Source organism: Streptomyces broussonetiae (genome assembly GCF_009796285.1).
In the GTDB taxonomy this organism is placed as follows: domain Bacteria; phylum Actinomycetota; class Actinomycetes; order Streptomycetales; family Streptomycetaceae; genus Streptomyces; species Streptomyces broussonetiae.
In genome coordinates this window covers 2558272-2581561 of record NZ_CP047020.1, presented here as the reverse complement: position 1 = coordinate 2581561, position 23290 = coordinate 2558272, and the positions used below count along the sequence as shown (strand labels likewise).

The 23290-nt window shown below is 70.4% G+C and carries 21 protein-coding genes; 12 read left to right on the top strand and 9 right to left on the bottom strand.

Going from position 1 to position 23290, the window contains the following annotated elements; genetic code table 11:
- Positions 1–124: 124 nt before the first annotated feature.
- Together GQF42_RS11915 and GQF42_RS11910 are read right to left on the bottom strand one after the other, a co-directional pair.
- Positions 125–1648: a S8 family peptidase gene (locus GQF42_RS11915; protein WP_158919605.1), complete on the bottom strand. Its 1524-nt coding sequence runs from the start codon at positions 1646–1648 to the stop codon at positions 125–127.
- Positions 1649–1714: 66 nt separating this feature from the next.
- Positions 1715–3244 (bottom strand): S8 family peptidase, encoded by a 1530-nt coding sequence (locus GQF42_RS11910; protein WP_158919604.1) that lies wholly within the window; start codon positions 3242–3244, stop codon positions 1715–1717.
- 258 nt (positions 3245–3502) lie between these two features.
- Between GQF42_RS11910 and GQF42_RS11905 the strand changes: the two genes are divergently transcribed.
- The 3 genes from GQF42_RS11905 to moaA all read left to right on the top strand — a co-directional run bounded on the left by GQF42_RS11905 (position 3503) and on the right by moaA (position 6628).
- Complete coding sequence (locus GQF42_RS11905) at positions 3503–3859, top strand: DUF485 domain-containing protein (protein ID WP_158919603.1); 357 nt, start codon at positions 3503–3505, stop codon at positions 3857–3859.
- A complete protein-coding gene (locus GQF42_RS11900; protein ID WP_158919602.1) occupies positions 3856–5481 on the top strand; it encodes a solute symporter family protein in 1626 nt (541 codons plus the stop codon). Before GQF42_RS11905 ends, GQF42_RS11900 begins: the two co-directional genes overlap by 4 nt.
- Before the next feature lie 157 nt (positions 5482–5638).
- Positions 5639–6628 carry a GTP 3',8-cyclase MoaA gene (gene moaA / locus GQF42_RS11895; protein WP_158919601.1) on the top strand — a complete coding sequence of 330 codons (990 nt, stop codon included), beginning with the start codon at positions 5639–5641 and terminating at the stop codon, positions 6626–6628.
- On the opposite strand, the gene GQF42_RS11890 is transcribed toward moaA, so the two are convergent.
- Both GQF42_RS11890 and GQF42_RS11885 read right to left on the bottom strand, forming a co-directional pair.
- A complete protein-coding gene (locus GQF42_RS11890; RefSeq protein WP_158919600.1) occupies positions 6625–6843 on the bottom strand; it encodes a hypothetical protein in 219 nt (72 codons plus the stop codon). The genes moaA and GQF42_RS11890 overlap by 4 nt on opposite strands.
- A 213-nt stretch (positions 6844–7056) precedes the next feature.
- A complete protein-coding gene (locus tag GQF42_RS11885) occupies positions 7057–7446 on the bottom strand; it encodes a DUF3099 domain-containing protein (protein WP_158919599.1) in 390 nt (129 codons plus the stop codon).
- 244 nt (positions 7447–7690) lie between these two features.
- On the opposite strand from GQF42_RS11885, the gene GQF42_RS11880 reads away from it, so the two are divergent.
- Positions 7691–7972, top strand: coding sequence for a GlsB/YeaQ/YmgE family stress response membrane protein (locus GQF42_RS11880; RefSeq protein WP_158919598.1), 282 nt, complete (start codon positions 7691–7693; stop codon positions 7970–7972).
- Positions 7973–8069: 97 nt separating this feature from the next.
- On the opposite strand, the gene tyrS is transcribed toward GQF42_RS11880, so the two are convergent.
- The 3 genes from tyrS to GQF42_RS11865 form a co-directional block, all read right to left on the bottom strand.
- Complete coding sequence (tyrS, locus tag GQF42_RS11875; RefSeq protein WP_158919597.1) at positions 8070–9338, bottom strand: tyrosine--tRNA ligase; 1269 nt, start codon at positions 9336–9338, stop codon at positions 8070–8072.
- A 79-nt stretch (positions 9339–9417) separates the two neighbouring features.
- Entirely contained in the window at positions 9418–10812 is a 1395-nt protein-coding gene (locus GQF42_RS11870; protein WP_158919596.1) for a metallopeptidase TldD-related protein, read from the bottom strand.
- Positions 10809–12332, bottom strand: coding sequence for a TldD/PmbA family protein (locus GQF42_RS11865; RefSeq protein ID WP_158919595.1), 1524 nt, complete (start codon positions 12330–12332; stop codon positions 10809–10811). Before GQF42_RS11865 ends, GQF42_RS11870 begins: the two co-directional genes overlap by 4 nt.
- 248 nt (positions 12333–12580) lie before the next feature.
- On the opposite strand from GQF42_RS11865, the gene fabG reads away from it, so the two are divergent.
- From fabG to GQF42_RS11850, 3 genes are all read left to right on the top strand, one after another.
- Positions 12581–13285 (top strand): 3-oxoacyl-[acyl-carrier-protein] reductase, encoded by a 705-nt coding sequence (fabG, locus tag GQF42_RS11860; RefSeq protein ID WP_158919594.1) that lies wholly within the window; start codon positions 12581–12583, stop codon positions 13283–13285.
- A gap of 5 nt (positions 13286–13290) precedes the next feature.
- Entirely contained in the window at positions 13291–14058 is a 768-nt protein-coding gene (gene fabI, locus GQF42_RS11855) for an enoyl-ACP reductase FabI (RefSeq protein WP_158919593.1), read from the top strand.
- 239 nt (positions 14059–14297) lie between these two features.
- Positions 14298–14648 carry a hypothetical protein gene (locus tag GQF42_RS11850; protein WP_158919592.1) on the top strand — a complete coding sequence of 117 codons (351 nt, stop codon included), beginning with the start codon at positions 14298–14300 and terminating at the stop codon, positions 14646–14648.
- Here GQF42_RS11850 and GQF42_RS11845 read toward each other — a convergent pair.
- The gene (locus GQF42_RS11845; protein ID WP_158919591.1) at positions 14626–15318 is read right to left on the bottom strand and encodes a FadR/GntR family transcriptional regulator; all 693 of its coding nucleotides are present in this window, start codon (positions 15316–15318) and stop codon (positions 14626–14628) included. The genes GQF42_RS11850 and GQF42_RS11845 overlap by 23 nt on opposite strands.
- 82 nt (positions 15319–15400) lie before the next feature.
- Between GQF42_RS11845 and GQF42_RS11840 the strand changes: the two genes are divergently transcribed.
- From GQF42_RS11840 to GQF42_RS11830, 4 genes are all read left to right on the top strand, one after another.
- Positions 15401–16738, top strand: coding sequence for a CynX/NimT family MFS transporter (locus tag GQF42_RS11840; RefSeq protein ID WP_375999020.1), 1338 nt, complete (start codon positions 15401–15403; stop codon positions 16736–16738).
- A 51-nt stretch (positions 16739–16789) separates the two neighbouring features.
- Positions 16790–16909, top strand: coding sequence for an SGM_5486 family transporter-associated protein (locus GQF42_RS46930; RefSeq protein ID WP_267906137.1), 120 nt, complete (start codon positions 16790–16792; stop codon positions 16907–16909).
- Positions 16910–17167: 258 nt separating this feature from the next.
- Positions 17168–17374 (top strand): hypothetical protein, encoded by a 207-nt coding sequence (locus GQF42_RS11835; protein WP_158919590.1) that lies wholly within the window; start codon positions 17168–17170, stop codon positions 17372–17374.
- Positions 17375–17452: 78 nt separating this feature from the next.
- Positions 17453–17971, top strand: a complete 519-nt coding sequence (locus tag GQF42_RS11830) for a SixA phosphatase family protein (RefSeq protein WP_158919589.1) — start codon at positions 17453–17455, stop codon at positions 17969–17971.
- A 72-nt stretch (positions 17972–18043) separates the two neighbouring features.
- Here the strand turns inward: GQF42_RS11830 and serB are convergent, their stop codons facing one another.
- Positions 18044–19267: a phosphoserine phosphatase SerB gene (gene serB / locus GQF42_RS11825; RefSeq protein ID WP_158919588.1), complete on the bottom strand. Its 1224-nt coding sequence runs from the start codon at positions 19265–19267 to the stop codon at positions 18044–18046.
- Between the two features lie 1335 nt (positions 19268–20602).
- On the opposite strand from serB, the gene GQF42_RS11820 reads away from it, so the two are divergent.
- On the top strand, positions 20603–23185 hold the full coding sequence (locus GQF42_RS11820) for an FHA domain-containing protein (protein ID WP_158919587.1): 2583 nt from the start codon (positions 20603–20605) through the stop codon (positions 23183–23185).
- The last annotated feature ends 105 nt before the right edge of the window (positions 23186–23290 follow it).

Sequence of the window (23290 nt, the reverse complement as noted above, 5' to 3'; positions counted from 1 at the left end):
TGATTGATCAATATTGATTCAGTCAATATGTGATGCCGGAACGCATTCCGGAATGCATGACCGGATTGGGCCGTACGGCCGGGTGGCCGGGACGCGCGCCCCGGCCACCCGCCGCGGCGGTGCCTTACCCGGTGACCGCGGCCAGCGCGTCCGCCGTGCCCCAGCCGTAGAAGCCGTTGCGGTTCCTCGTGCCCTCGCACACCGCGTCGGCCTTGCCGTCACCGTTGATGTCGTACGGGTCCGTGCACGGCGTGGCGTCGGCCTCCGCGTACAGCAGTGCCTTGACCAGGGCGGCCGGGGCATGCGGATGGGTTGACTTGATCAAGGCGGCAACGCCCGCGACATGCGGGGTCGCCATCGACGTGCCGGCCATGTAGCCCCACTTGCCGCCCGGCAGCGGACCCAGGATGAGGCCGCTCGTCGCCGGGGGCTCCGGTTTCTGGTAGGCGGTCGAGTCGCCGCCCGGCGCGGCGATGTCGATCACGCCGAGGCCGTAGTTGGAGAACGACGACTTCAGGCCTTTCGCGCCGGTCGCCGCGACCGTCACGACGCCCGGCAGCTGGGTCGGTATGTCGGAGCACTGGTGCGGGTCGATCACCCGGTCCGACGGGGTGCCGTCGTTCGGGGAGGACGGGTCGGTGACCGAGTCGGACGCGAGGTCGTAGCTCTCGTTGCCGGCCGCGGCGACGTTGACGGTGCCCTTCTTCTCCGCGTACTGCGAGGCCCGGGTGATGGCGTCCACCAGCGCCTTCTGGTCCGGGTCGGAGGTGCAGTTGAAGTACCACGGGTCGGTGTAGTAGCTGTTGTTGGTCACGTCGACGTGGTGCTCGGCCGCCCACACGAAGCCGCAGACCACGGCCTCGGTGTAGAAGTACCCCTGAGGACTGGCGACCTTGATGCCGGCCACCTTGACGCCCGGCGCCACGCCCGTCATGCCGACCCCGTTCCTCGCGGCCGCGATCTCCCCCGCCACGTGTGTGCCGTGCGGGCTCTCCGACGCGCTCGGCCGCCAGGCGCCGTCCGCCGTGTCGGGTTTGCCGGACACGCAGTTGACCGAGTCCGCGCGGTTGAAATTGGGTGCGATGTCGGGGTGGGTGTCGTCCACGCCGGTGTCGATGACGGCCACCGTGACGTCCGGGCTGCCCAGGGTCTTCTCGTGCGCCTTGTCCGCCTTGATGGCCGGCAGATCCCACTGCAACGGCTCCAGGGGATCCTGCCCCGCCGTGGCCCGTGCCCCGGCCGCGGCGATCTCCTGCGCGCTGAGCGCCTTGGGTGTGCCCTCGTCGGTGGTGGACTGGGCGGGCAGCGGCGCATTACGCGTGGCACCGGCCGAGTCCACCCCGCGCACCATGCGGATCTCCCGCGCGAAGCCGGGGTTGTCGGAGTGGACGACGATCACGCCGATCCGGTCGTAGGCGATCACCACCGAACCGCCGGCCTCGGCGATCGCCTGCCGCACATGAGCCGAGACGCCGTGCCCCGGGCGGACGTTGACGACATAGCTGAGCACGGTCCCGTCGGAGGCGGCCGCCGGGGTGCTCTCCGTCGCGGCGGCCGTGACGTTCGGCAAAAGCGCGAGTGCCGTGGCCAGGGCCGTTCCGGCCGGGATCGCGAGGGCGCGGCGCAGGCGTGGCTTGGGCGCTGTCATGGGTCGGTTCTCTCCAGTTCGTTCGCGGTACGAGCGTGCCGTGCGGGCAGTCAGAGAGGGCTGCGGCTACTTGACCGCGCGCAGTGCGTCGACGACGCCATGGCCGTAGAAGCCGTTGACGTGCTTGCCGCCCGTGCAGGTCGCGTCCACGACCCCGTCCCCGTCGCCGTCGTAGGGGCCGCTCGGGCAGCCCGGGTTGTCCGCCTCGGCCCTGAGCAGGGCCAGCAGCTGCGCGGGAGTGGCGTGCGGATGGGCCGACTTGAGCAGCGCGGCCACCGCTGCCACGTGCGGCGACGCCATCGAGGTGCCCTGCAGGAAGCCGTACTGGCCGTTCGGCAGGGTGGACAGGATGCGGCCGTTCTTCGACGGGGTGTCCGGGATCTGGTACTTGTCGCCGCCCGGCCCCGCGACGTCGATCACGCCCAGACCGTAGCTGGAGTAGTACGACTTGACGCCGTTGACGCCCACCGCGCTCACGGTGACCACGCCGGGCAGTTGGGTCGGCACGTCGAAGCACTTGTGCGGGTCGACCGTGCGGGTCGTGGCAGTCGAGTCGTCGGGGCTGGAGGCGTCGGTGATCGAGGGTGCGTCCAGGTCGTCATTGGAGTTGCCCGCCGAGGCGACGTTGAGAGTGCCCTTGCGCTGGGCGTACAGCTGGGCCCTGTTGACCGCGTCAACGATGGCGCGTTGATCGGGATTGTCCATGCAGTTGTACATCCATGGATCAACGTAGTAGCTGTTGTTGGTGATCTGGATGCCGTGGTCGGCGGCGAACACGAAGGCGCAGACCACGCTCTCCGGATAGAACAGCGAGGTCGCGTCCGGCTGGGCCACCGTGATGCTCGCGACCTTCACGCCCGGCGCCACACCGGCAACGCCTATGCCGTTGCGGGCCGCGGCTATCTCTCCGGCCACATGGGTGCCGTGGTAGTGGTTGGCGTCCACCGGGCGCCACGCGCCGTACGTCGTGTCCGCCCTGCCGCTCACGCAGTTCGCCGACTGCGAGGCCGAGAAGTTCGGCGCGATGTCGGGGTGGGTGTCGTCCACGCCCGTGTCGATGACACCGACGGTCACGCTCCGGCTGCCCGGGTCGATCCGCGCGGCCTTGTCGGCGCCGATCGCCCGCAGGTCCCACTGGTCCGCCTCCAGCGGCTCCTCGCCCGGCGCCGCGGCCTCGGCGAGCTTCGCGACCTGCGCCTTCGACAGCACCTGCACCGCGCCCTCGTCCGTCGTGCCCGCGGCACTCAGCGGTGCGGTACGCGTGGCGCCCGCCGAGTCCACGCCGCGCACCGTGCGCATGCGCGCCGCGAAACCGGGGTCCGCGGAATGCGCGACGATCACTCCGATCCTGTCGTAACCGGCCACGACGGAACCGCCGTTGCGGGTGACCTCGCGCCGTACCGACTCGATCGTGCGGTGATCGGTGCGGGTGTTGACCACGTAGGCGAGGTTCGGACCGCTCTCCGCCGCTCGCGCCGCCGGTGCCGTGACGGGCGCCGCCGAGGCCGCCGCCGGCAGGAGGCCGAGCGCGGCGGTCAGGGACAGTGCCACGGGTACGGCGAGCGCGAGCCTGTGTCTGGAGCGCAGATGAGCCATGGGATCTCCACATCATCCGGATACGAAACCGCCCGAGACACGGCTGGTGCTCGGGCAGGTGCATGACGGGTGGTGCACGGTGAAGTTATCCCGCCGGTCGCTGATCATCAATGACTTGGCAATGACTCAACAAGACCGCTTGCGGATCAACTCATAGCACTTGAACCGGTCCTTGCGTGGCGCCGTGGACCTTGGGCAGGGAGCACGAGCACGATCGAGCCCCCGTCGTCATGGCAACCGCGAACGCGAGGAGACACCGTGGCCACCGAGACACCGCCCCCCGCCCCACCGGGCGCCCCACTTCCCTCCACCGAGGAGTTCGCGCAGGTACAGCAGAGCGCGGAGTTCGCAGAACTGCGCCGCGCCCACCGCTCCTTCGCCTTCCCGCTCACCATCGCGTTCACGGCCTGGTACCTGCTGTACGTCCTGCTCTCCAACTACGCGGGCGACTTCATGGGCACCAAGGTGGCCGGCAACGTCAACGTCGCCCTCGTCCTCGGCCTCGCCCAGTTCCTCACCACCTTCCTCATCGCCTGGTGGTACGCCCGTCGTGCCGCCGCGCAGCTCGACCCCAAGGCGGAGGCCATCAAGTCCCGGATGGAGGGCGGAGCATGAGCCCCGCACAGCACACCCTGCTCGCCGCCGGCGAGGCGAGCCAGCACAGGCCACTGATCATCACCCTGTTCGCGGTGTTCGTCGCCGCGACCCTCGTCATCACCGTCTGGGCGGGCCGCCAGACCAAGGACGCCGCCGACTTCTACGCCGGCGGACGCCAGTTCACCGGCTTCCAGAACGGCCTCGCCGTCTCCGGCGACTACATGTCCGCCGCGTCCTTCCTCGGTATCGCCGGCGCCATCGCCCTCTTCGGCTACGACGGTTTCCTGTACTCCATCGGCTTCCTCGTCGCCTGGCTGGTCGCCCTGCTCCTGGTCGCCGAGCCGCTGCGCAACTCCGGCCGCTACACCATGGGCGACGTGCTGGCCTACCGGATGCGCCAGCGCCCGGTGCGCACGGCCGCCGGCGCCTCCACGATCGTCGTCTCGATCTTCTACCTGCTCGCACAGATGGCCGGTGCGGGCGTCCTGGTCTCCCTCCTGCTGGGCATCACCAGCGACGCCGGCAAGATCGGCATCGTCGCCCTGGTCGGCGTCCTGATGATCGTGTACGTCACCATCGGCGGCATGAAGGGCACCACCTGGGTCCAGATGGTCAAGGCGGTGCTGCTGATCGCGGGCGCCGTGCTGCTGACCTTCCTGGTCCTGCTGAAGTTCCACTTCAACATCTCCGACCTGCTCGGCAAGGCCGCCGACAACAGCGGCAAGGGCTCCGCCTTCCTGGAGCCCGGCCTGAAGTACGGCGCCACCGGCACCACCAAGCTGGACTTCATCTCGCTCGGCATCGCCCTGGTGCTCGGCACCGCGGGCCTGCCGCACATCCTGATCCGCTTCTACACGGTGCCCACCGCGAAGGCCGCCCGTAAGTCCGTCCTCTGGGCGATCGGCCTGATCGGCGTCTTCTACCTGATGACCCTCGCGCTCGGCTTCGGCGCCGCCGCGCTGATCAAGCCGGCCGAGATCATCGCCTCCAACAAGGCGGGCAACACCACGGCGCCGCTCCTGGCGCTCCACCTGGGCGGCGTCGACTCCAACTGGGGCGCCGTCCTGCTCGCCACCATCTCCGCGGTCGCCTTCGCCACGATCCTCGCGGTCGTCGCGGGCCTGACCCTGGCCTCGTCCTCGTCCTTCGCGCACGACATCTACGCCAACGTCATCAAGAAGGGGCAGGCCACCGAGAAGCAGGAGATCGGCGCGGCACGCTGGGCGACCGTCGGCATCGGCGCGGTCTCCATCCTCCTCGGCGCCCTCGCCCGTGACCTGAACGTGGCCGGCCTGGTCGCCCTCGCCTTCGCGGTCGCCGCCTCCGCGAACCTTCCCACGATCCTCTACAGCCTGTTCTGGAAGCGGTTCACCACCTCCGGCGCCCTGTGGTCGATCTACGGCGGCCTGGTCACGGCGGTCGGCCTGGTGCTGTTCTCGCCGGTGGTCTCCGGCAGCCCGGCCTCGATGTTCCCCGGCGTCGACTTCCACTGGTTCCCGCTGGAGAACCCCGGCATCATCTCCATCCCCGTCGGCTTCCTGCTCGGCGTCGTGGGCACCCTGCTGTCGAAGGAGGTCCCGGACGCCGGCAAGTACGCCGAACTCGAGGTGCGGTCCCTGACCGGCACCGGAGCGCACTGACACCTTCGTACGACGGCCGTGTCGCCCGGGACTGTACGGTCCTACGACACGGCCGCGTCGTACCTCGTCGGATCAGGTCGCTGTCGTTGTCAGTGGTGTCACGTAGGCTCGCAGGTAACGCAGGACGAATGCTCCGGGAACGAGGGAGGGGGCCCACGTGCTCATCGACACCTACGGCCGAGTGGCCACCGACCTGAGGGTCTCGCTGACCGACCGGTGCAATCTGCGCTGCACCTACTGCATGCCCGAGGAGGGCCTGCAGTGGCTGGCCAAGCCCGACCTGCTCACGGACGACGAGATCGTCCGCCTCATCGACATCGCCGTGCGGATGCTCGGCATCGAGGAGGTCCGCTTCACCGGTGGCGAGCCGCTGTTGCGCCCGGGCCTGGTCGGCATCGTCGAGCGCGTCGACGCCCTCGCCCCGCGCCCGCAGATGTCGTTGACGACCAACGGCATCGGCCTGCGGCGCACGGCGGCGGCTCTGAAGGCCGCGGGCCTGGACCGGGTCAACGTCTCGCTGGACACCCTCCGTCCCGACGTCTTCAAGACCCTCACCCGCCGCGACCGGCACAAGGACGTCCTCGAGGGTCTGGAAGCCGCCCACGAGGCCGGCCTCACCCCCGTCAAGATCAACTCGGTCCTGATGCCAGGCCTGAACGACGACGAGGCGCCCGACCTGCTGGCCTGGGCGATCGAGCACGGCTACGAGCAGCGCTTCATCGAGCAGATGCCCCTCGACGCCCAGCACGGCTGGAAGCGCGAGGGCATGGTCACCGCCGGGGACATCCTCGCGTCCCTGCGCACCCGCTTCGATCTCACCCCCGAGGGCGCGGACGAGCGCGGCTCGGCCCCGGCGGAGCGCTGGCTGGTCGACGGCGGCCCGCACCGGGTCGGGGTCATCGCCTCGGTCACCCGCCCCTTCTGCGCGGCCTGCGACCGCACCCGCCTCACGGCCGACGGCCAGATACGCACCTGCCTGTTCGCCACCGAGGAGACCGACCTCCGCGCGGCCCTGCGCTCCGGCGCGCCCGACGAGGAGATCGCCCGCATCTGGCGACTGACGATGTGGGGAAAGAAGGCGGGGGCGGGACTGGACGACCCGACCTTCGTCCAGCCGGACCGGCCCATGTCCGCGATCGGCGGCTAGGAGTTCTCGGACGCTTCCCAGTCCTCGAACTTCACCACGTCCTTCAAAAAGCCCCGCACCCCGAGAAACTGCGAAAGATGCTCGCGATGCTCCTCGCACGCGAGCCACGTCTTGCGCCGCTCCGGCGTATGGATCTTCGGGTTGTTCCACGCCAGTACCCACACGGCGGCGGTGTGGCAGCCCTTGGCGGAACAGATCGGGGTCTCGTCAGTCACAGGTTCGTCCCACAGAAAGAGGCCCGGACAAGGCGACGCCGGGCAGCCACGGGGGGAGCTGCCCGGCGTCGGTCCGTCGCTCCGACGGGGGATGCGGAGCGCGTACGCAGTATGTCACGGGTACCCCGTGGACCGGCACCGGAACTGCACGATTGTCTGAGCTTTTCTTGAGCTTCATGGGTAGCCCGTATTCCGCTTCCGCGACCGCCCGCGTCACACCGGACCGGGCTGTTCATCGCGCGCCCCCGTCGGACGGGCCGCGGTGTCCTCCGCAACGGACTGCGCCTGCGCGTCCTCCGTCCGCGGCGGTGTGATCATCGGCCGCGTGGGCACGCTGACGAACGTCGACGGAAGGGACGGCGGCCGCTCACGCCCCGCGTTGGCGATGACCACGGCGACATAGGGGAGCAACGCACCGAGCACCAACGCCACGATGGCCACGTACCGCTCGACGTTCCACAGGGCGACCGCGAGGATCACCGACGCGGTGCGGACCGTCATCGAGATGACGTACCGCCGCTGCCGGCCCCGTACGTCCTCGGCAAGACCCGTCCGGGCACCGGTGATCCGGAACACCTGGACGCCGCCGTGCTGTTTCCGCATCACAAACCACCATCCGCCGCATCGGACTCTCCCCGGCCCGCACCGTCGTCCACGCCCGGCCGGGAACCGGGCAGGGACACGTCCCACGTTACGCCGCGGCCCTGCCGCCCACGAGACCGGGGCGCTCACTGCCTGCGACAACGGCGGCGAACCCGCCCCGCACGGGGGAACCCGACATGCGCCGTACGGCCCATCGGCCGACACTGGCCCTAATGCTCACGTCGAGCCGTATGAGGAGGCAGCCATGGGCTGGTTGTGGGCGATCATCGTGGGATTCGTGCTCGGCGTCATCGCCAAGGCCGTCATCCCGGGCAAGCAGCACAGCCCGCTGTGGCTGACCACCATCTGCGGCATGCTCGGCGCCATCGTGGGCAACGCCATCGCCCGCGCCGTGGGCGTGGCGGCGACCCGGGGCATCGACTGGAGCCGGCACATCTTCCAGCTCGTGGCGGCCATCATCATCGTGGGTGTGGTGGACGCCCTTTACATGGCGACACTCGGCAAGAAGAAGGCCGAGCGCGCCTGACATCGCCCACAGGGGAGCGCCCCTTCAGGAGCGCGGGGGCCTGCGCACGAACCACGGACGAAGCCGCATCCCGCAGACCACCGCGCTCTCGACGGCGCTAACCGGCGACAACCTCCACAGCGGCAAGGTTCTTCTTCCCCCGTCGCAGCACCAGCCACCGCCCGTCCAGCAACTCCTCCTTCGCCGGGACGGCGTCCTCGGAAGAGACCTTCACGTTGTTCACGTAGGCCCCGCCCTCCTTCACGGTCCGACGCGCGGCGGACTTGCTGGCGACGAGACCGACCTCCGCGAACAGGTCGACCACCGCACCCAGCTCGGTGACCCGGATGTGCGGCAGCTCGGACAGCGCGGCGGCGAGCGTCGTGCCGTCCAGCTCCGCCAGCTCGCCCTGCCCGAAGAGGGCACGGCTCGCGGCGATCACCGCGGCCGTCTGGTCGGCGCCGTGCACCAGCGTCGTCAGCTCCTCGGCCAGCGCCCGCTGCGCCGCCCGGGCCTGCGGACGATCCTGCGTCTGCTGCTCCAGCTCCTCCAGCTCCTCACGGGACTTGAAGGACAGGATCCGCATGTACGTCGAGATGTCCCGGTCGTCCACGTTCAGCCAGAACTGGTAGAACGCGTACGGCGTCGTCATCTCCGGGTCGAGCCAGACGGCGCCGCCCTCGGTCTTGCCGAACTTGGTGCCGTCCGCCTTCGTCATCAGCGGGGTGGCCAGGGCGTGCACGTCGGCGCCGGGCTCCAGCTTGTGGATCAGGTCCAGGCCCGCCGTGAGGTTGCCCCACTGGTCGCTGCCGCCCTGCTGGAGCGTGCAGCCGTGGCGCCGGTAGAGCTGGAGGAAGTCCATCCCCTGCAGGATCTGGTAGCTGAACTCCGTGTAGCTGATGCCCTGGTCGGACTCCAGGCGCCGGGCCACGGAGTCCTTCGTCAGCATCTTGTTGACCCGGAAGTGCTTGCCGATGTCCCGCAGGAACTCGATCGCGGACAGACCCGCGGTCCAGTCTAGGTTGTTGACCATGACCGCGGCGTTCTCGCCCTCGAAGGACAGGAACGGCTCGATCTGCGCGCGCAGCTTGCCGACCCAGCCCGCCACCGTCTCCGGGTCGTTCAGCGTGCGCTCCGCCGTCGGGCGCGGGTCACCGATCAGGCCCGTGGCACCGCCGACCAGCGCCAGCGGCCGGTGCCCGGCCTGCTGGAGCCGGCGCACGGTGAGCACCTGCACCAGGTGCCCCACGTGCAGGGACGGCGCGGTCGGGTCGAAACCGCAATAGAACGTGACGGGACCGTCCGCGAGCGCCTTGCGCAAGGCGTCCTCGTCGGTGGACAGGGCGAACAGCCCACGCCACTTCAGCTCGTCGACGATGTCCGTCACGGTTCTCGTGTCTCCTCGATGATCTTCGGGCGGCCGGACGACACCCGACGGTGACACCCGACCACGAACGCCTACGAGGTTATACGCCCTGACTGACAGAGCTCATATTGAAATCCGGGATCCGCAACGCGGGCATCGCGGCCCGGGTGAACCAGTCGCTCCACTCGCGCGGCAGCGTCTTCTCGGTGCGCCCGGCCTGCGTCGCCCGCCCCAGCAGATCCACCGGGGACTCGTTGAACCGGAAGTTGTTCACCTGCCCGGTCACCTCGCCGTTCTCCACAAGGTAGACACCGTCCCGGGTCAGGCCCGTCAGCAGCAGCGTCGCCGGGTCGACCTCGCGGATGTACCACAGGCAGGTCAGCAGCAGCCCCCGCTCGGTCTGAGCCACCATCTCCTCCAGAGAGCGGTCGTCCCCGCCGTCCAGGATCAGATTCCCGGGCGCCGGGGCCACCGGCAGCCCGGTCAGGGCCGCGCTGTGCCGGGTGGTCGTCAGATGGCCGAGCACGCCCTGGCCGATCCACTCGGTGGCAAGCGCCGGCAGCCCGTTGTCGAACACCGACTGGTCACCGCCCGAGGAGTGCGCGACCACGAAGGGCGCGCATTCAAGGCCCGGCTCGTTCGGGTCGCTGCGCAGCGTCAGCGGCAGCTCGCTCAGCCTGTCGCCGACGCGCGTGCCCCCGCCCGGCCGGGAGAACACCGTCCGGCCCTCGGCCGCGTCCCGCCCCGACGCCGACCACAGCTGGTAGATCAGCAGGTCCGCGACCGCGGTCGGCGGCAGCAGCGTCTCGTACCGGCCCGCGGGCAGCGCCACGCTCCGCTCCGCCCAGCCGAGCCGTACGGCCAGCTCGGCGTCCAGGGCGCCCGGGTCGACGTCCTTGAAGTCCCGCGTGGAGCGGCCGGCCCACGCCGAGCGCAGCCGGTCGGGCGACTTGGCGTTCAGCTCCAGCGTGCCGGTGGGCTGGTCGTGGCGCAGACGCAGGCCCGTGGACGTACCCAGGTACGTCGACACCAACTCGTGGTTGGCGAAGCCGTACAGCTCACGGCCGCCCGCACGCGCGCGTGCGAACGCCTCGCCGAGCGCCGGGGCGAAGTCGGCGAACACCGCGGAGGAGGTCTCGGCGGGCGCGTCCGTGAAGTCAGGGGACTGCGGCACACCGGTGACCAGGGGCTGGGCGTCCTCGGCGGGCCCGGCACCGCGCGCGGCTGCCTCGGCGGCCCGCACCAGCGGCTCCAGCTCCTGCGGCGTGACGGCCGAGCGCGACACGACACCGGAGGCGGTGCCCTCCTTGCCGTCCACGGTCGCGATCACGGTGAGCGTACGACCGCGCGTCACCCCGTTCGTGGTCAGCGCGTTGCCCGCCCAGCGCAGGTTGGCGGTCGAGTACTCGTCGGCGATGACGACACAGCCGTCGGCCCGGGACAGCGCGAGCGCCTGCTCCACGACCTCGTGCGGCTTGTTGCTACGGGCGCTCATCGACCGGCCTCCTGCGTGGTGTTCAGAATGTTGACGCCCTTGAAGAGGGCGGAGGGGCACCCGTGCGAGACGGCCGCCACCTGGCTGGGCTGGGCCTTGCCGCAGTTGAAGGCACCACCGAGGACGTAGGTCTGCGGACCGCCCACCGCGGCCATCGACCCCCAGAAGTCCGTCGTGGTCGCCTGGTACGCCACGTCCTTGAGCTGCCCGGTGATCCGCCCGTTCTCGATCCTGAAGAAGCGCTGACCCGTGAACTGGAAGTTGTACCGCTGCATGTCGATCGACCAGGACCGGTCACCGACCACGTAGATGCCCCGGTCGACGCCGCCGATCAGGTCCTCGGTCGACAGTCCGGCGGGATCCGGCTGCAGGGACACGTTGGCCATGCGCTGCACCGGCACATGTCCGGGGGAGTCGGCGAACGCGCAACCGTTGGAGCGGTCGAGGCCGGTCAGCCTCGCGATCCTGCGGTCCAGCTGGTAGCCGACCAGCGTCCCGTCCTTCACCAGGTCCCAGGACTGCGCCTCGACGCCCTCGTCGTCGTAGCCGATGGTCGCGAGGCCGTGCTCGGCGGTGCGGTCTCCGGTGACGTTCATCAGCTCGGAGCCGTAACGCAGCTTGCCCAGCTGGTCGAAGGTGGCGAAGGAAGTGCCCGCGTACGCCGCCTCGTAGCCGAGGGCGCGGTCCAGCTCGGTGGCGTGGCCGATGGACTCATGGATCGTGAGCCACAGGTTGGAGGGGTCGACCACCAGGTCGTACAGGCCCGGCTCCACGCTCGGCGCCCGCATCTTCTCGGCGAGCAGCTCGGGGATCCGCTCCAACTCGTCGTCCCAGTCCCATCCGGTGCCCGTCAGATACTCCCAGCCGCGCCCGACGGGCGGCGCGAGGGTGCGCATCGAGTCGAACTCCCCGCTCGACTCGTCGACCGCCACGGCCGTGAACTGAGGGTGCAGCCGTACACGCTGCTGTGTCGTCATGGTCCCGGCGGTGTCGGCGTAGAACTTGTTCTCGTGCACGGTGAGCAGCGAGGCGTCCACGTGGTCGACGCCCTGCGCGGCCAGCAGCCGCGCGCTCCACTCGGCCAGCAGCGCGGCCTTCTCCTCGTCGGGCACCGAGAACGGGTCGATCTCGTACGACGAGATCCACGTCCTGTCGGCGTGCACGGGTTCGTCGGCCAGCTCCACGCGCTCGTCCGACCCCGCCGCCTTGATCACCTGGGCCGAGAGCTTCGCCATCGCCACCGCCTGCGAGGCGACCCTGGCCGCCGCGTCCAGGGTCAGATCGACCCCCGAGGCGAAGCCCCACGTGCCGCCGTGCACGACCCGGACCGCGTACCCGAGGTCGGTGGTGTCCGACGAACCGGCCGGCTTGGCGTCCCGCAGCCGCCAGGACGCGCTGCGCACCCGCTCGCACCGGAAGTCCGCGTGCTCGGCCCCCAGCGCACGCGCGCGTGCGAGCGCGGCGTCGGCGAGGGCCTTGAGGGGAAGCGCCGTGAAGGCTTCGTCGATGGAATGAGGCACGGAGGTCTCCCTGCTGTCGTGGCCTGTCGGCTCCGATCATGTCGCGGACCCGGCTCCGCGGACTACACGGTTTCGGTCCCGGCCCGCCGTTTCTGTAGGGACCCGACAGGGACTCACCCGAGCCACTGTGGGTGCCCACTTCCCCGTGCGTGCGGCGCTACCGATAGGTTTTCGATGAAGCCGCCTGTCATCGACGTGTTCGGGCGGGCAGCCCGACCGCTTGAGACCGCTATCGAAAGGGTGATCCGTTGAGCCGCTCGGTTCTCGTCACCGGAGGAAACCGGGGCATCGGCCTCGCCATCGCCCGCGCATTCGCCGACGCAGGCGACAAGGTCGCGATCACGTACCGCTCGGGTGAGCCGCCGGCCGGATTCCTCGCCGTCAAGTGCGACATCACCGACCCGGAGCAGGTGGAGCAGGCCTACAAGGAGATCGAGGACCAGCACGGCCCGGTCGAGGTCCTGATCGCCAACGCCGGTGTCACCAAGGACCAGCTCCTGATGCGCATGACCGAGGAGGACTTCACCTCGGTCATCGACACCAACCTCACCGGCACCTTCCGGGTCGTCAAGCGCGCCAACCGCGGCATGCTGCGCGCCAAGAAGGGCCGCGTCGTCCTGGTCTCGTCCGTGGTCGGTCTGCTCGGTTCGGCGGGGCAGGCGAACTACGCCGCGTCCAAGGCCGCCCTGGTCGGCTTCGCGCGTTCCCTCGCCCGTGAGCTGGGCTCGCGCAACATCACCTTCAACGTCGTCGCGCCCGGTTTCGTCGACACCGACATGACCAAGGCGCTCACCGACGAGCAGCGCGAGAACATCGTGTCTCAGGTGCCGCTCGGCCGTTACGCGCAGCCTGAGGAGATCGCCGCGACGGTGCGGTTCCTCGCCTCTGACGACGCCTCGTACATCACTGGAGCCGTCATCCCCGTTGACGGCGGACTGGGAATGGGTCACTGATCACCATGAGCGGAATCCTCGAGGGCAAGCGCATCCTGATCACCGGTGTGCTGATGGAGTCCTCCATCGCCTTCCACGCGGCCAAGCTGGCCCAGGAGCAGGGTGCGGAGATCATCCTGACCGCGTTTCCGCGGCCCACGCTGACCGAGCGCATCGCCAAGAAGCTGCCCAAGCCCACCAAGGTCATCGAGCTGGACGTCACCAACGACGAGCACCTCGGCCGCCTGGCCGACGTCGTCGGCGAGGAGCTGGGCGGCCTCGACGGCGTCGTGCACTCCATCGGCTTCGCGCCGCAGGACGCGCTCGGCGGCAACTTCCTCAACACGCCGTTCGAGTCCGTGGCCACCGCGATGCACGTCTCGGCGTACTCCCTGAAGTCGCTGACCATGGCCTGCCTGCCGCTGATGCAGAACGGCGGCTCGGTCGTCGGCCTCACCTTCGACGCGCAGTACGCCTGGCCGCAGTACGACTGGATGGGCCCGGCCAAGGCCGCCCTGGAGGCGACCAGCCGCTACATGGCGCGCGACCTGGGCAAGCAGAACATCCGCTGCAACCTCATCTCCGCGGGCCCGATCGGCTCCATGGCCGCCAAGTCCATCCCGGGCTTCGCTGAGCTGGCCTCCGTGTGGGACACCCGCGCCCCGCTGGAATGGGACCTGAAGGACCCGGAGCCGGCCGGCCGCGGCATCGTCGCCCTGCTGAGCGACTGGTTCCCCAAGACCACCGGCGAGATCATCCACGTCGACGGCGGTCTGCACGCGATCGGCGCCTGATCGCTGCCGCCAGGGCTCGACAGCCGAGGCCCGCACCCCTTCGGGGGTGCGGGCCTCGGTCGTACTGGAGGGCCGCGGAAGGCGGAACCGGGCGCCTCTCCTCGCCGTGCCGGTCGGCCCTGGCGCGGGGTGTCACCCGTTCGGCCTACCCGCCGGGCGGCCGGCGGTCCGAACGGCGCACTCTGGATTACGCGCTCACTCCACGCGCCCCTCCCCAGCCCGGCCGAGGAGGTCCCGTTGTGCGCCTGTCCCGAAGCCTGGCCCCGGTGACCGTGGCCGTGGCCCTCGTGCTCTGTCTGCCGTACGACGCGAGGCCCTCCGCGCGCGTGGACGACGGGAAACCGCCCGCACCGAGCCTCTTCGGCGCCGCCTGCCGCACGGCCGTCCACGGCTCGCATGTGGTGGCCTACTGCCACAACCCCTATGTCGACACCGATCGCGTACGACTGCACATCAAGTGCGCCCGCTGGTGGGACATCGGCACCGACAGCGCACCGGTGGACACCCTGCCCGCCCTGACCGTGCGGCTCACGGGCCGGTGCTGGGAGGACGTTCGCTCGGTCTGGATCAGCCACCAGAAGGAACGCTGAGCCGGCCCGGGCGGCACAGGAACGGATAGCTCGCCGCCTCGGCGGCCGCGGCCTGCGCGTCCCTGGTGCGGATCGCGTCCAGCAGCCGGGTGTGATCCATGTGCGTCTCCGGGGTCAGTTCCGCCCCGACGTCCGCGCGCAGCCAGTCCCGCAGGACCTCGCCGAGGTCGGCGTACATCGCCGTCATGACGTCGTTGTGGGAGGCGGCCACGACGGCCAGGTGGAAGGTGGCGTCGGCCGCCACGAACGCCTCCGCCTCACCCGTCTGCCAGGCCTCCTCGCGCCGCTCCATGAGCGTGTCCAGCTGCTTGAGGTCCTTCTCGGTGCGCCGCTCGGCGGCCAGCTTCGCCGCGGCCGACTCCAGCGCGGCGCGCAGCTCGGCGATGTGCCGCGGGTCGGCGTCGGCGAACCGGCGGTGCATCACGCCGGCCAGCTCGCTCGTCGCCACCACATAGGTGCCGGAGCCCTGCCGGATGTCCAGGAGACCGTTGTGGGCGAGCGCGCGGACCGCCTCGCGGACGGTGTTGCGGGCGACGCCGAGCTGCTCGACGAGTTCCGGTTCCGTGGGGATGCGTGAGCCGACCGGCCATTCGCCGGAGGTGATCTGGTTGCGCAGTTCGGCGATGACCTGCTCGGACAGCGCCGAACGGCGCGGGTGGCTCAGAGGCATGGCACACCTTCGCACGACAGGCCCGGGTCCGGACGTCCCGGGGATGGACAGTCAATCATCCCATGATTCTATGATGGGTCTCATGGCTAGTGAGGAAACCCGGACAGCGGAAACCCGTACGGCGATGTCATCGACCGATCGTGGCACCGCCACAGCGAACACACCCGAGACGACCCACGGCGCAGGGGGCACGCGCGCGTGGGCGACGCGCCTAGTCGTCGTCGGCATCGTGCTGTCCGCGCTGAACCTCCGCCCGGCCATCACGAGCCTCGGCGCCCTGCTGGAGGAGGTCCGCGACGGCCTCGGCATGAGCGGCAGCGTGGCCGGGCTGCTCACCTCCGTGCCGCCGCTCTGCTTCGCCGTCTTCGGTGTCACCGCCCCGCGCCTGGCCCGCCGTTTCGGCCCGGCCACCGTGGTGTGCGCCGGCATGGTCGCCATCACCGCGGGCCTGCTGATACGGCCCTACACCGGGAGCACCGCCGGGTTCCTGGCCGCCAGCGCGCTCGCCCTCATGGGCATCGCGGTGAGCAACGTGCTCATGCCGGTCATCGTCAAGCGCTGGTTCCCGGACCGGGTCGGACCCATGACCGGCCTGTACTCGATGGCCCTCGCCATGGGCACCTCCCTCGCCGCCGCGACCACCGTGCCGCTGACCGACGCCCTGGGCGGCGGCTGGCGGCCCGGCCTCGCCGTGTGGGCTGTCCTCGCGGCCGCCGCCGTCCTGCCCTGGCTGCTGCTCGTCCGTGACCGCGGCACCGCGTCCGCACAGCGGTCGCAGCCGGAACCGGCGGCGGTGCACGCGGCGCAGGAACAGCCTGCTCAGAGCGCACCCCTGCGCATCACCCGCAGCCGCACCGCATGGGCGCTCGCCGTCTTCTTCGGTCTCCAGGCCACCGCCGCCTACATCACCATGGGCTGGATGCCGCAGATCTTCCGGGACGCCGGTGTCCCCGCCGGTACCGCGGGCGTGCTGCTCGCCGTCACCATGGCGATGGGCGTGCCGCTGGCCTTCGTCATCCCGCGCGTCGCCACGCGGCTGCCGCACCAGGGTCCGATCGTGCTGGTCCTCGGCGTGTGCGGGCTCGCCGGATACGCCGGCCTGTACCTCGCCCCGGTCGGCGGTGCCTGGGCCTGGGCCGTGCTGCTCGGCGTCTCCAACTGCGCCTTCCCACTGGCCCTGACGATGGTCGGCATGCGGGCCAGGAGCGGTGCCGGGGTGGCCCAGCTGTCCGCGTTCGCGCAGAGCACCGGCTATCTGATCTCCATACCCGGCCCGCTCCTCGTCGGCGTGCTCTACCAGCACAGCGGTGGCTGGGGTCTGCCGATCGCTCTCATGTCGGGCCTGATGGTGCCGCAGATCCTGGTCGGCTTCCTGGCGGGCCGGAACCGCACGGTGGAGGACGAGGCGGCGGCGCGCTGAGCGTGCGACCCCGGCGGCACGCGCGCGGGGGTCGGGTGGGACACTGACCGCATGCAGCCTGTGCTCGACCCGAACCCGCAGAACGGGCAGAAGAAGATGCTGATCGTCTTCGGCTCGTTCTTCGCCATCTTCGTGATCATCGCCATCATCGCGACCGTCGCCTCCCCGTGACGACCGTCTGACAGCCGTATCCGGGCGACCCTCGAGGCGGCGGTCTTCCGGCTGTCGCAGCCGCCACGGCCGCCTCCCTGTTGTCTCCCGGCGGTCCCTTCCCGCGGATGGTGGGGCTGGCCCCACCATCCCCTAGGGGGTAAGGGTCAGGGTGAACTGGGTGGAAGTCCGGATGGGTTGGCGGCCTTCGATTCCGTAGCTTCGAGATGTGACCGCGCAGGGCGGTCACGGACCCGCTCGAAGACCATGGAGGCGATCATGTCGGCCCGCACCCACTCCCGGCCCCACCCGGCGACCACGGGCGGCGTCGACATCCGGCTGCCCTGGTGGGCCCTCGCCCTGCCCGCGCTCGCGTTTCTCGCGCTGCTGCTGCTGATACTGAACCCGTCGGACGCGCACGCGGCGAGCGGCGACCCGGCGATCACGCACCTCTTCGAACGCGCCCAGCAACTCCTCGTGCGCTGACCCGGAGCCCCCGCGCGCGGTGAATCCGCAGACCAACTCCCTGCACCGCCTGGCCTGTTTCATGCGAAGCTGGAGCGCATGAGCGCCGCAGAACCTCGCAGGATCGTCCTCTTCCGGCATGCGAAAGCCGACTGGCCCCAGGTGTCCGACCACGACCGCCCGCTCGCCGAGCGCGGACGCATGGACGCCGCGGTCGCCGGACGCAAGCTGGCCGATACCGGTATCGCCTTCGACCTGGCCCTGTGCTCCACCGCGGTCCGGACCCGCGAGACCTGGAAGCTCGCCGTCCACGAACTGCCGGAGCGGCCGAGGACCGTCTACGAGGAGCGGGTCTACGAGGCCTCGCCCGGCGAGCTGATCGCCCTGCTCAACGAGACCCCGGACGACGTGCGCAACGTGATCCTGATCGGCCACAACCCGGGTGTCCAAGGCCTGGCCGAGATCCTGTCCGGCGCGGGTGAGGGCGATGCCCCGGAGCGGATGCAGCGCCGCGGCTTCCCGGCCGCCGCCTTCGCGCTGCTGTCCTTCGACGGCCTCTGGAAGGGCCTCGAGCCGGGTGCGGCCACACTTACGGAGTACTGGGCGCCGACCGAGTGAGACATGCACGTACAAGGGCCCGGCACCCCATGGTGCCGATCCCTTGTACGTGTCCGGGGCCGCCGGGCCGGCTCAGCCCTCGTCGTGCGTGTCGGCCGCCTCGACCTCTTCACGGGTGACGCCCAGCAGATACAGCACGGTGTCGAGGAAGGGGAAGTTCACCGCCGTGTGCGCCGCCTCGCGGACCACCGGCTTGGCGTTGAAGGCGACGCCCAGACCCGCCGCGTTCAGCATGTCCAGGTCGTTGGCACCGTCGCCGATCGCCACCGTCTGCGACAGCGGCACCCCGGCCTCCGCGGCGAACCGGCGCAGCAGCCGCGCCTTGCCCGCCCGGTCCACGATCTCGCCGGTGACCCGGCCGGTGAACTTGCCGTCGACGATCTCCAGTGTGTTGGCCTGCGCGAAATCCAGACCCAGCCGCTCCTTCAGATCGTCCGTGACCTGGGTGAAGCCGCCGGAGACGACCCCGACCTGGTAGCCGAGTCGTTTCAGCGTGCGGATCAAGGTGCGCGCGCCCGGCGTCAGCCGGACCTCGTTGCGCACCTTGTCGACCACGGTGGCGTCCAGCCCCTTCAGCAGCGCCACGCGCGCGTGCAACGACTGCTCGAAGTCCAGCTCCCCGCGCATCGCCGCCGCCGTCACCTCGGCGACCTTGTCCTCGCAGCCGGCGTGCGCGGCGAACAGCTCGATGACCTCGTCCTGGATCAGGGTGGAGTCCACATCCATGACCACAAGCCGCTGAGCGCGCCGGTGCAGGCCCGCCGAGACGACCGCGACATCGACACCCAGTGCCGCAGCGTCGGACGCCAGGGCCGTGCGCAGCGGCTCGGTCTCCACACCGGAGACGGCGAACTCCACCGCCGTCACCGGGTACTTGGCGAGCCGGAAGATGCGGTCGATGTTGCCGCCGGCCTTGGCGATCCGGTCGGCGATGGCGGCCGTCGACTCGGCGGTGAGCGGATGGCCGAGAACGGTCACCAGGGAGCGCCCAAGACCACGCGGCCGGTTGTCGCCGTGCCCCGAAATGATCTCCGCCTGCATCTTCATCGACTCGGCCCAGCTGTGCACGGTGGCCCTCAGGTCGCCCTCCAGACCGGCCGGGGGCTGGGTCACCAGCGCGCACAGCACCAGGCGGCCCCGGGTGACGACCTGCTCGATGTCGACCACGTCGACGAGGTAGGCGGCCAGCGTGTCGAACAGGCCCGCCGTGATGCCCGGCCTGTCCTTGCCGAAGATCTTGACGAGGAGAGTGGGGACCTCGGAGGTCTGTGCGGCGGAGGTCTGCGAAGCGCTCATGGTGCCACCACCGTATCCGGCACCCAGTGCCTCGTGCCGTCGAGGTCCGCCTGACGGACACGGAACAATGGATGTCGGGCCGGTGTCGGGGATCTTTCCGCCGGAAGATGGTCCAGCCATGATGTTTCGGCCTCTCCTGCGGCTCCTCGCGTAGCTCCTCCGGCACCTGGAGACGGGGCTTTTCCAGTATCTGAAGACAGGTAAGACAGGTAAGACAGGTACACGGGTCCGGGTCCGGCGGCCGGTGGGTACGGCATGCCCGGCGCGTGCGGCCCGGCTCCTGCGCCGTATCCCGAGGGCCTGGTGCACCTTCGCCGCCCTCGAAACCGTGCCCTCATCAGCATCGCCCCGGCACCCCCGCCGCCGCACCCCCACGCCGCCTCCAAGGGTGCGAACCGCTCCGCCGGCACCCTGGCCGCCGGCATCGCCAGGGCGGGCGCGGGTGGGGCCCGGCCGCCCCAGAGCGCGTAGAGACCGAGGGGCAGGCCGCTCCGGATGCCGTGCCGGGCGCGGCGCCGAGCGGGGCCGCGCAGGCCGCGGATGGTCGTCGCCGATCACCGCGTACGCCGCCGCGCGTTCCCGCCACGGCGGCGAGCGGCACAACGGCGCCGAGCGGCGGCGCCGAGCGGCAGAACGGCGGCGAGCGGCGGCGCCGAGCGGCAGAACGGCGGCGAGCGGCGAGACCGCCGTCCGTACCGCCCGGTGCGCGACGGACAGGCCCAGCGGCAGCGGCGTGCGGCGATCGGCGGGCGGCGGGCGGCGGGCGGGCGGCCGGGCGATCAGCAGGACCCCGGCCCACCGGCCGAGGCCGTCGAGGAGCGTGGCCGGGGTGTCCCCACCGAAGCCGACGGCAGTCCTGGTGGGGGAGCAGGTCACCGATCCGGGGCACGCGCGAGGAGTTCGGCGGGCGTGACGACAACTCCGGCCGGGCGCGGGGGCCGTAGAGAAGAGCCACGACAGAAGCAGGGCATCGGCCGGCCCCTCCCCGAGTGGCGTGATTTCGACGGCAGTGTGCGACCTCGGCGCCTCACTGTCCGAACGTGTCCGCCCCCGGCGCCGCAACGGCCGTTGTCATACGACCCGGTGAGCCGGTCGTGTCCGCCCGGAGCGGTTGGAGGCCGAGCGCGTGCGTGCTTGCCCTCTCGCGCCGGAATTACCACTCTCCGAGCGGGTTTCAACCCCGGTGGCGGAGAGAGTTGGAGCGCACGGGGGCACACGTGGCAAGGCCCGGGTTTCGGTCAGGGCGCCGGGCCTGAAATAGTTCCCCCCGATGTTCGACATCCCTAGACTCCCTGCGATGGGGGTAATTCGGGGGACAACTCAGTGGGGCATGGAGTGCCTGAACTCGTTCTGGAATCAAACGGACGGACCTGGACACTGGATCCGTCCAGGCCGTACACCCTCGGCCGCGATCCGCAGGGTGACATCGTCTTCGACGACGCCAGGGTGTCCTGGCGGCACGCCACGGTCAGCTTCAACGGGCGTAGTTGGGTCGTCGAGGACCACGGCAGCACCAACGGCACGTTCGTGCAGGGCCGGCGGATCCAGCACATGGAGATCGGCCCGGGCTCGGCGCTGCATCTCGGCAACGCGACCGACGGACCGCTGCTGAATCTGTCCGGGGCCACCGCCGCCCAGCAGCAGCCGGCGCCGTACGCCGCGCAGGGCGCCGGCGCACCGGGCTGGGCGCAGCAGGCCGCCGTACCGCAGCAGGCGGCGGCAGCCCAGCAGGCACCGGCCGCACAGCAGGCCGCCGTGCCGCAGCAGGCCGGGCAGGCCGGCTGGCAGCAGCCGCCGCAGGCCTCGGCGTTCCCGCAGCAGGCCGGGCCGGCCGAGCAGTACGCACAGAAAGCACCCGGTGGTGGCGCGGGGGCGCCGCCGGTCCACGGCGACCGCAGCCCGACCACGTTCCACCAGTTCGCCGTCGGCCGGGTGATGCGCATCGGCCGTGCCCTGGAGAACGAGCTGGTCGTCTCCGACCTGCAGGTCTCCCGGCACCACGCCGAGTTCCACTCGACGCCCGACGGCCGCTTCGAGATCCGCGACCTGGGCTCGCACAACGGCACGTACGTCAACGGCCAGCCGATCGCCAAGGGCGGCTCGGTACTGCTCGGCCCGGCCGACATCGTCGGTGTCGGCCACTCCACCTTCCGGATCGTCGGCGACCGGCTCGAGGAGTTCGTCGACACCGGTGAGGTCTCCTTCTCCGCGCGCCATCTGACCGTCACGGTCGACGGCGGCAAGCAGATCCTGAAGGACGTCTCCTTCGGCGTCCCGGAGAAGTCCCTGGTCGCGGTCATCGGCCCGTCCGGCTCCGGCAAGTCGACCCTGCTCAAGGCGCTCACCGGCTACCGGCCCGCCAACCAGGGCGAGGTCCTCTACGACAACCGGAACCTGTACAAGCAGTTCGCCGAGCTGCGCCAGCGCATCGGTCTGGTCCCGCAGGACGACATCCTGCACAAGGAGCTGACCGTCAAGAAGGCCCTGAAGTACGCGGCCAAGCTGCGCTTCCCGGCCGACACCACCGCGCAGGAGCGCGACGCCCGTATCGACGAGGTGCTGCGCGAGCTGAAGCTGGACATCCACAAGGACAAGAAGGTCACCTCCCTGTCCGGCGGCCAGCGCAAGCGTGTCTCGGTGGCCCTTGAGCTGCTCACCAAGCCGTCGCTGATCTTCCTGGACGAGCCGACCTCCGGTCTCGACCCGGGCATGGACCGTGACGTCATGCAGTTGCTGCGCGGCCTCGCCGACGACGGCCGCACCGTCCTCGTCGTCACCCACTCGGTGGCCGAGCTGGCCCTGTGCGACAAGCTGCTGGTCATGGCGCCGGGCGGCTCGGTGGCGTACTTCGGCCCGCCGGAGGAGGCGCTGAACTTCTTCGGCTACGACAGCTGGGCCGACGTCTTCTCCGCCTTCGAGAACTACCGCGACTACGACTGGGCGGGCCGCTGGAAGGGTTCGCAGCACTACCAGATGTACGCGGCGGACGTCGACTCCGTGGCCCCGCAGGCCGTACATGCGCATCCGATGCAGACCATCAAGCCGCCCAAGCCGCAGGCCTGGGGCTCACAGCTGCTGACCCTGATCCGGCGCTATGTGTCGGTCATCGCCTCCGACCGCGGCTTCCTGCTGCTGTCGGTGGTCCTGCCGGCGGTCCTCGGCGCGGTCAGCCTGCCGATCCAGCACAACCGCGGCCTGCGGGTCAACGCGGCGATCAACCCGCAGACCGGCCTGCACGTCCCCAACGGCACGGCCACCACGGTGCTGCTGATCCTCGCGGTCGGTGCGTGCTTCGCGGGCGCAGCGAACTCCGTGCGTGAGCTGATCAAGGAACGGGTGATCTACGAGCGGGAGCGGGCGACCGGCCTGTCCCGGTCGGCGTACCTGATGTCCAAGGTGGTCGTGCTCGGCACCGTCACCGTGCTCCAGGGACTGCTGGTCGGTGTGATCGGCTTCTCCAGCCGTGACCTTCCCGACCAGGGCCTCCTTCTCGGCAGCTCCACGCTGCTGGAGCTGTGTCTGCCGATCATGGCGCTCGGCTTCACCTCGATGATGGTCGGGCTGGTGATCTCCTCGCTGGTGAAGACCGCCGAGAAGACCATGCCGCTGCTGGTGATGTTCGCGATCATCCAGGTCGTCTTCACCGGCTGTCTGTTCACCCTGCACGGCACACTCGGTGTGAACGAGGTCTCGTACCTGATGCCGTCGCGCTGGGGCGTGGCCGCCGCCGGCACCACGCTGGACTTCAACAACATCGCCCCGAACACCGACAACCCGGGCAGCACCGACCCGCTGTGGAACCACACGGCCGGGGCTTGGGGCATGGACATGATCATCCTGATCCTGCTCGGTGTGGTCTGCGGCTTCTTCGTGGCCCGTTTCCTGCGCCGCCACGAGCCGGAGGTCATGCGCAAGTAGAGCCGGAGGTCATGCGCAGGCAACGGCGCGCACGACAAGGCCCAAGGGCGGCACCCCGTGGTGGGGTGCCGCCCTTGGGCATGCGTGGCTGAGGTCCGCGCCCAG

Excerpts from the sequence above, each read along its gene's own strand:
- GQF42_RS11915 (WP_158919605.1), bottom strand. The coding sequence starts at position 1,648 with ATGACAGCGCCCAAGCCACGCCTGCGCCGCGCCCTCGCGATCCCGGCC.
- GQF42_RS11910 (WP_158919604.1), bottom strand. The coding sequence starts at position 3,244 with ATGGCTCATCTGCGCTCCAGACACAGGCTCGCGCTCGCCGTACCCGTG.
- GQF42_RS11900 (WP_158919602.1), top strand. The coding sequence starts at position 3,856 with ATGAGCCCCGCACAGCACACCCTGCTCGCCGCCGGCGAGGCGAGCCAG.
- GQF42_RS11885 (WP_158919599.1), bottom strand. The coding sequence starts at position 7,446 with ATGCGGAAACAGCACGGCGGCGTCCAGGTGTTCCGGATCACCGGTGCC.
- GQF42_RS11880 (WP_158919598.1), top strand. The coding sequence starts at position 7,691 with ATGGGCTGGTTGTGGGCGATCATCGTGGGATTCGTGCTCGGCGTCATC.
- GQF42_RS11870 (WP_158919596.1), bottom strand. The coding sequence starts at position 10,812 with ATGAGCGCCCGTAGCAACAAGCCGCACGAGGTCGTGGAGCAGGCGCTC.
- fabI (WP_158919593.1), top strand. The coding sequence starts at position 13,291 with ATGAGCGGAATCCTCGAGGGCAAGCGCATCCTGATCACCGGTGTGCTG.
- GQF42_RS11845 (WP_158919591.1), bottom strand. The coding sequence starts at position 15,318 with ATGCCTCTGAGCCACCCGCGCCGTTCGGCGCTGTCCGAGCAGGTCATC.
- GQF42_RS11840 (WP_375999020.1), top strand. The coding sequence starts at position 15,401 with ATGGCTAGTGAGGAAACCCGGACAGCGGAAACCCGTACGGCGATGTCA.
- GQF42_RS46930 (WP_267906137.1), top strand. The coding sequence starts at position 16,790 with ATGCAGCCTGTGCTCGACCCGAACCCGCAGAACGGGCAGAAGAAGATG.
- GQF42_RS11835 (WP_158919590.1), top strand. The coding sequence starts at position 17,168 with ATGTCGGCCCGCACCCACTCCCGGCCCCACCCGGCGACCACGGGCGGC.
- GQF42_RS11830 (WP_158919589.1), top strand. The coding sequence starts at position 17,453 with ATGAGCGCCGCAGAACCTCGCAGGATCGTCCTCTTCCGGCATGCGAAA.
- serB (WP_158919588.1), bottom strand. The coding sequence starts at position 19,267 with ATGAGCGCTTCGCAGACCTCCGCCGCACAGACCTCCGAGGTCCCCACT.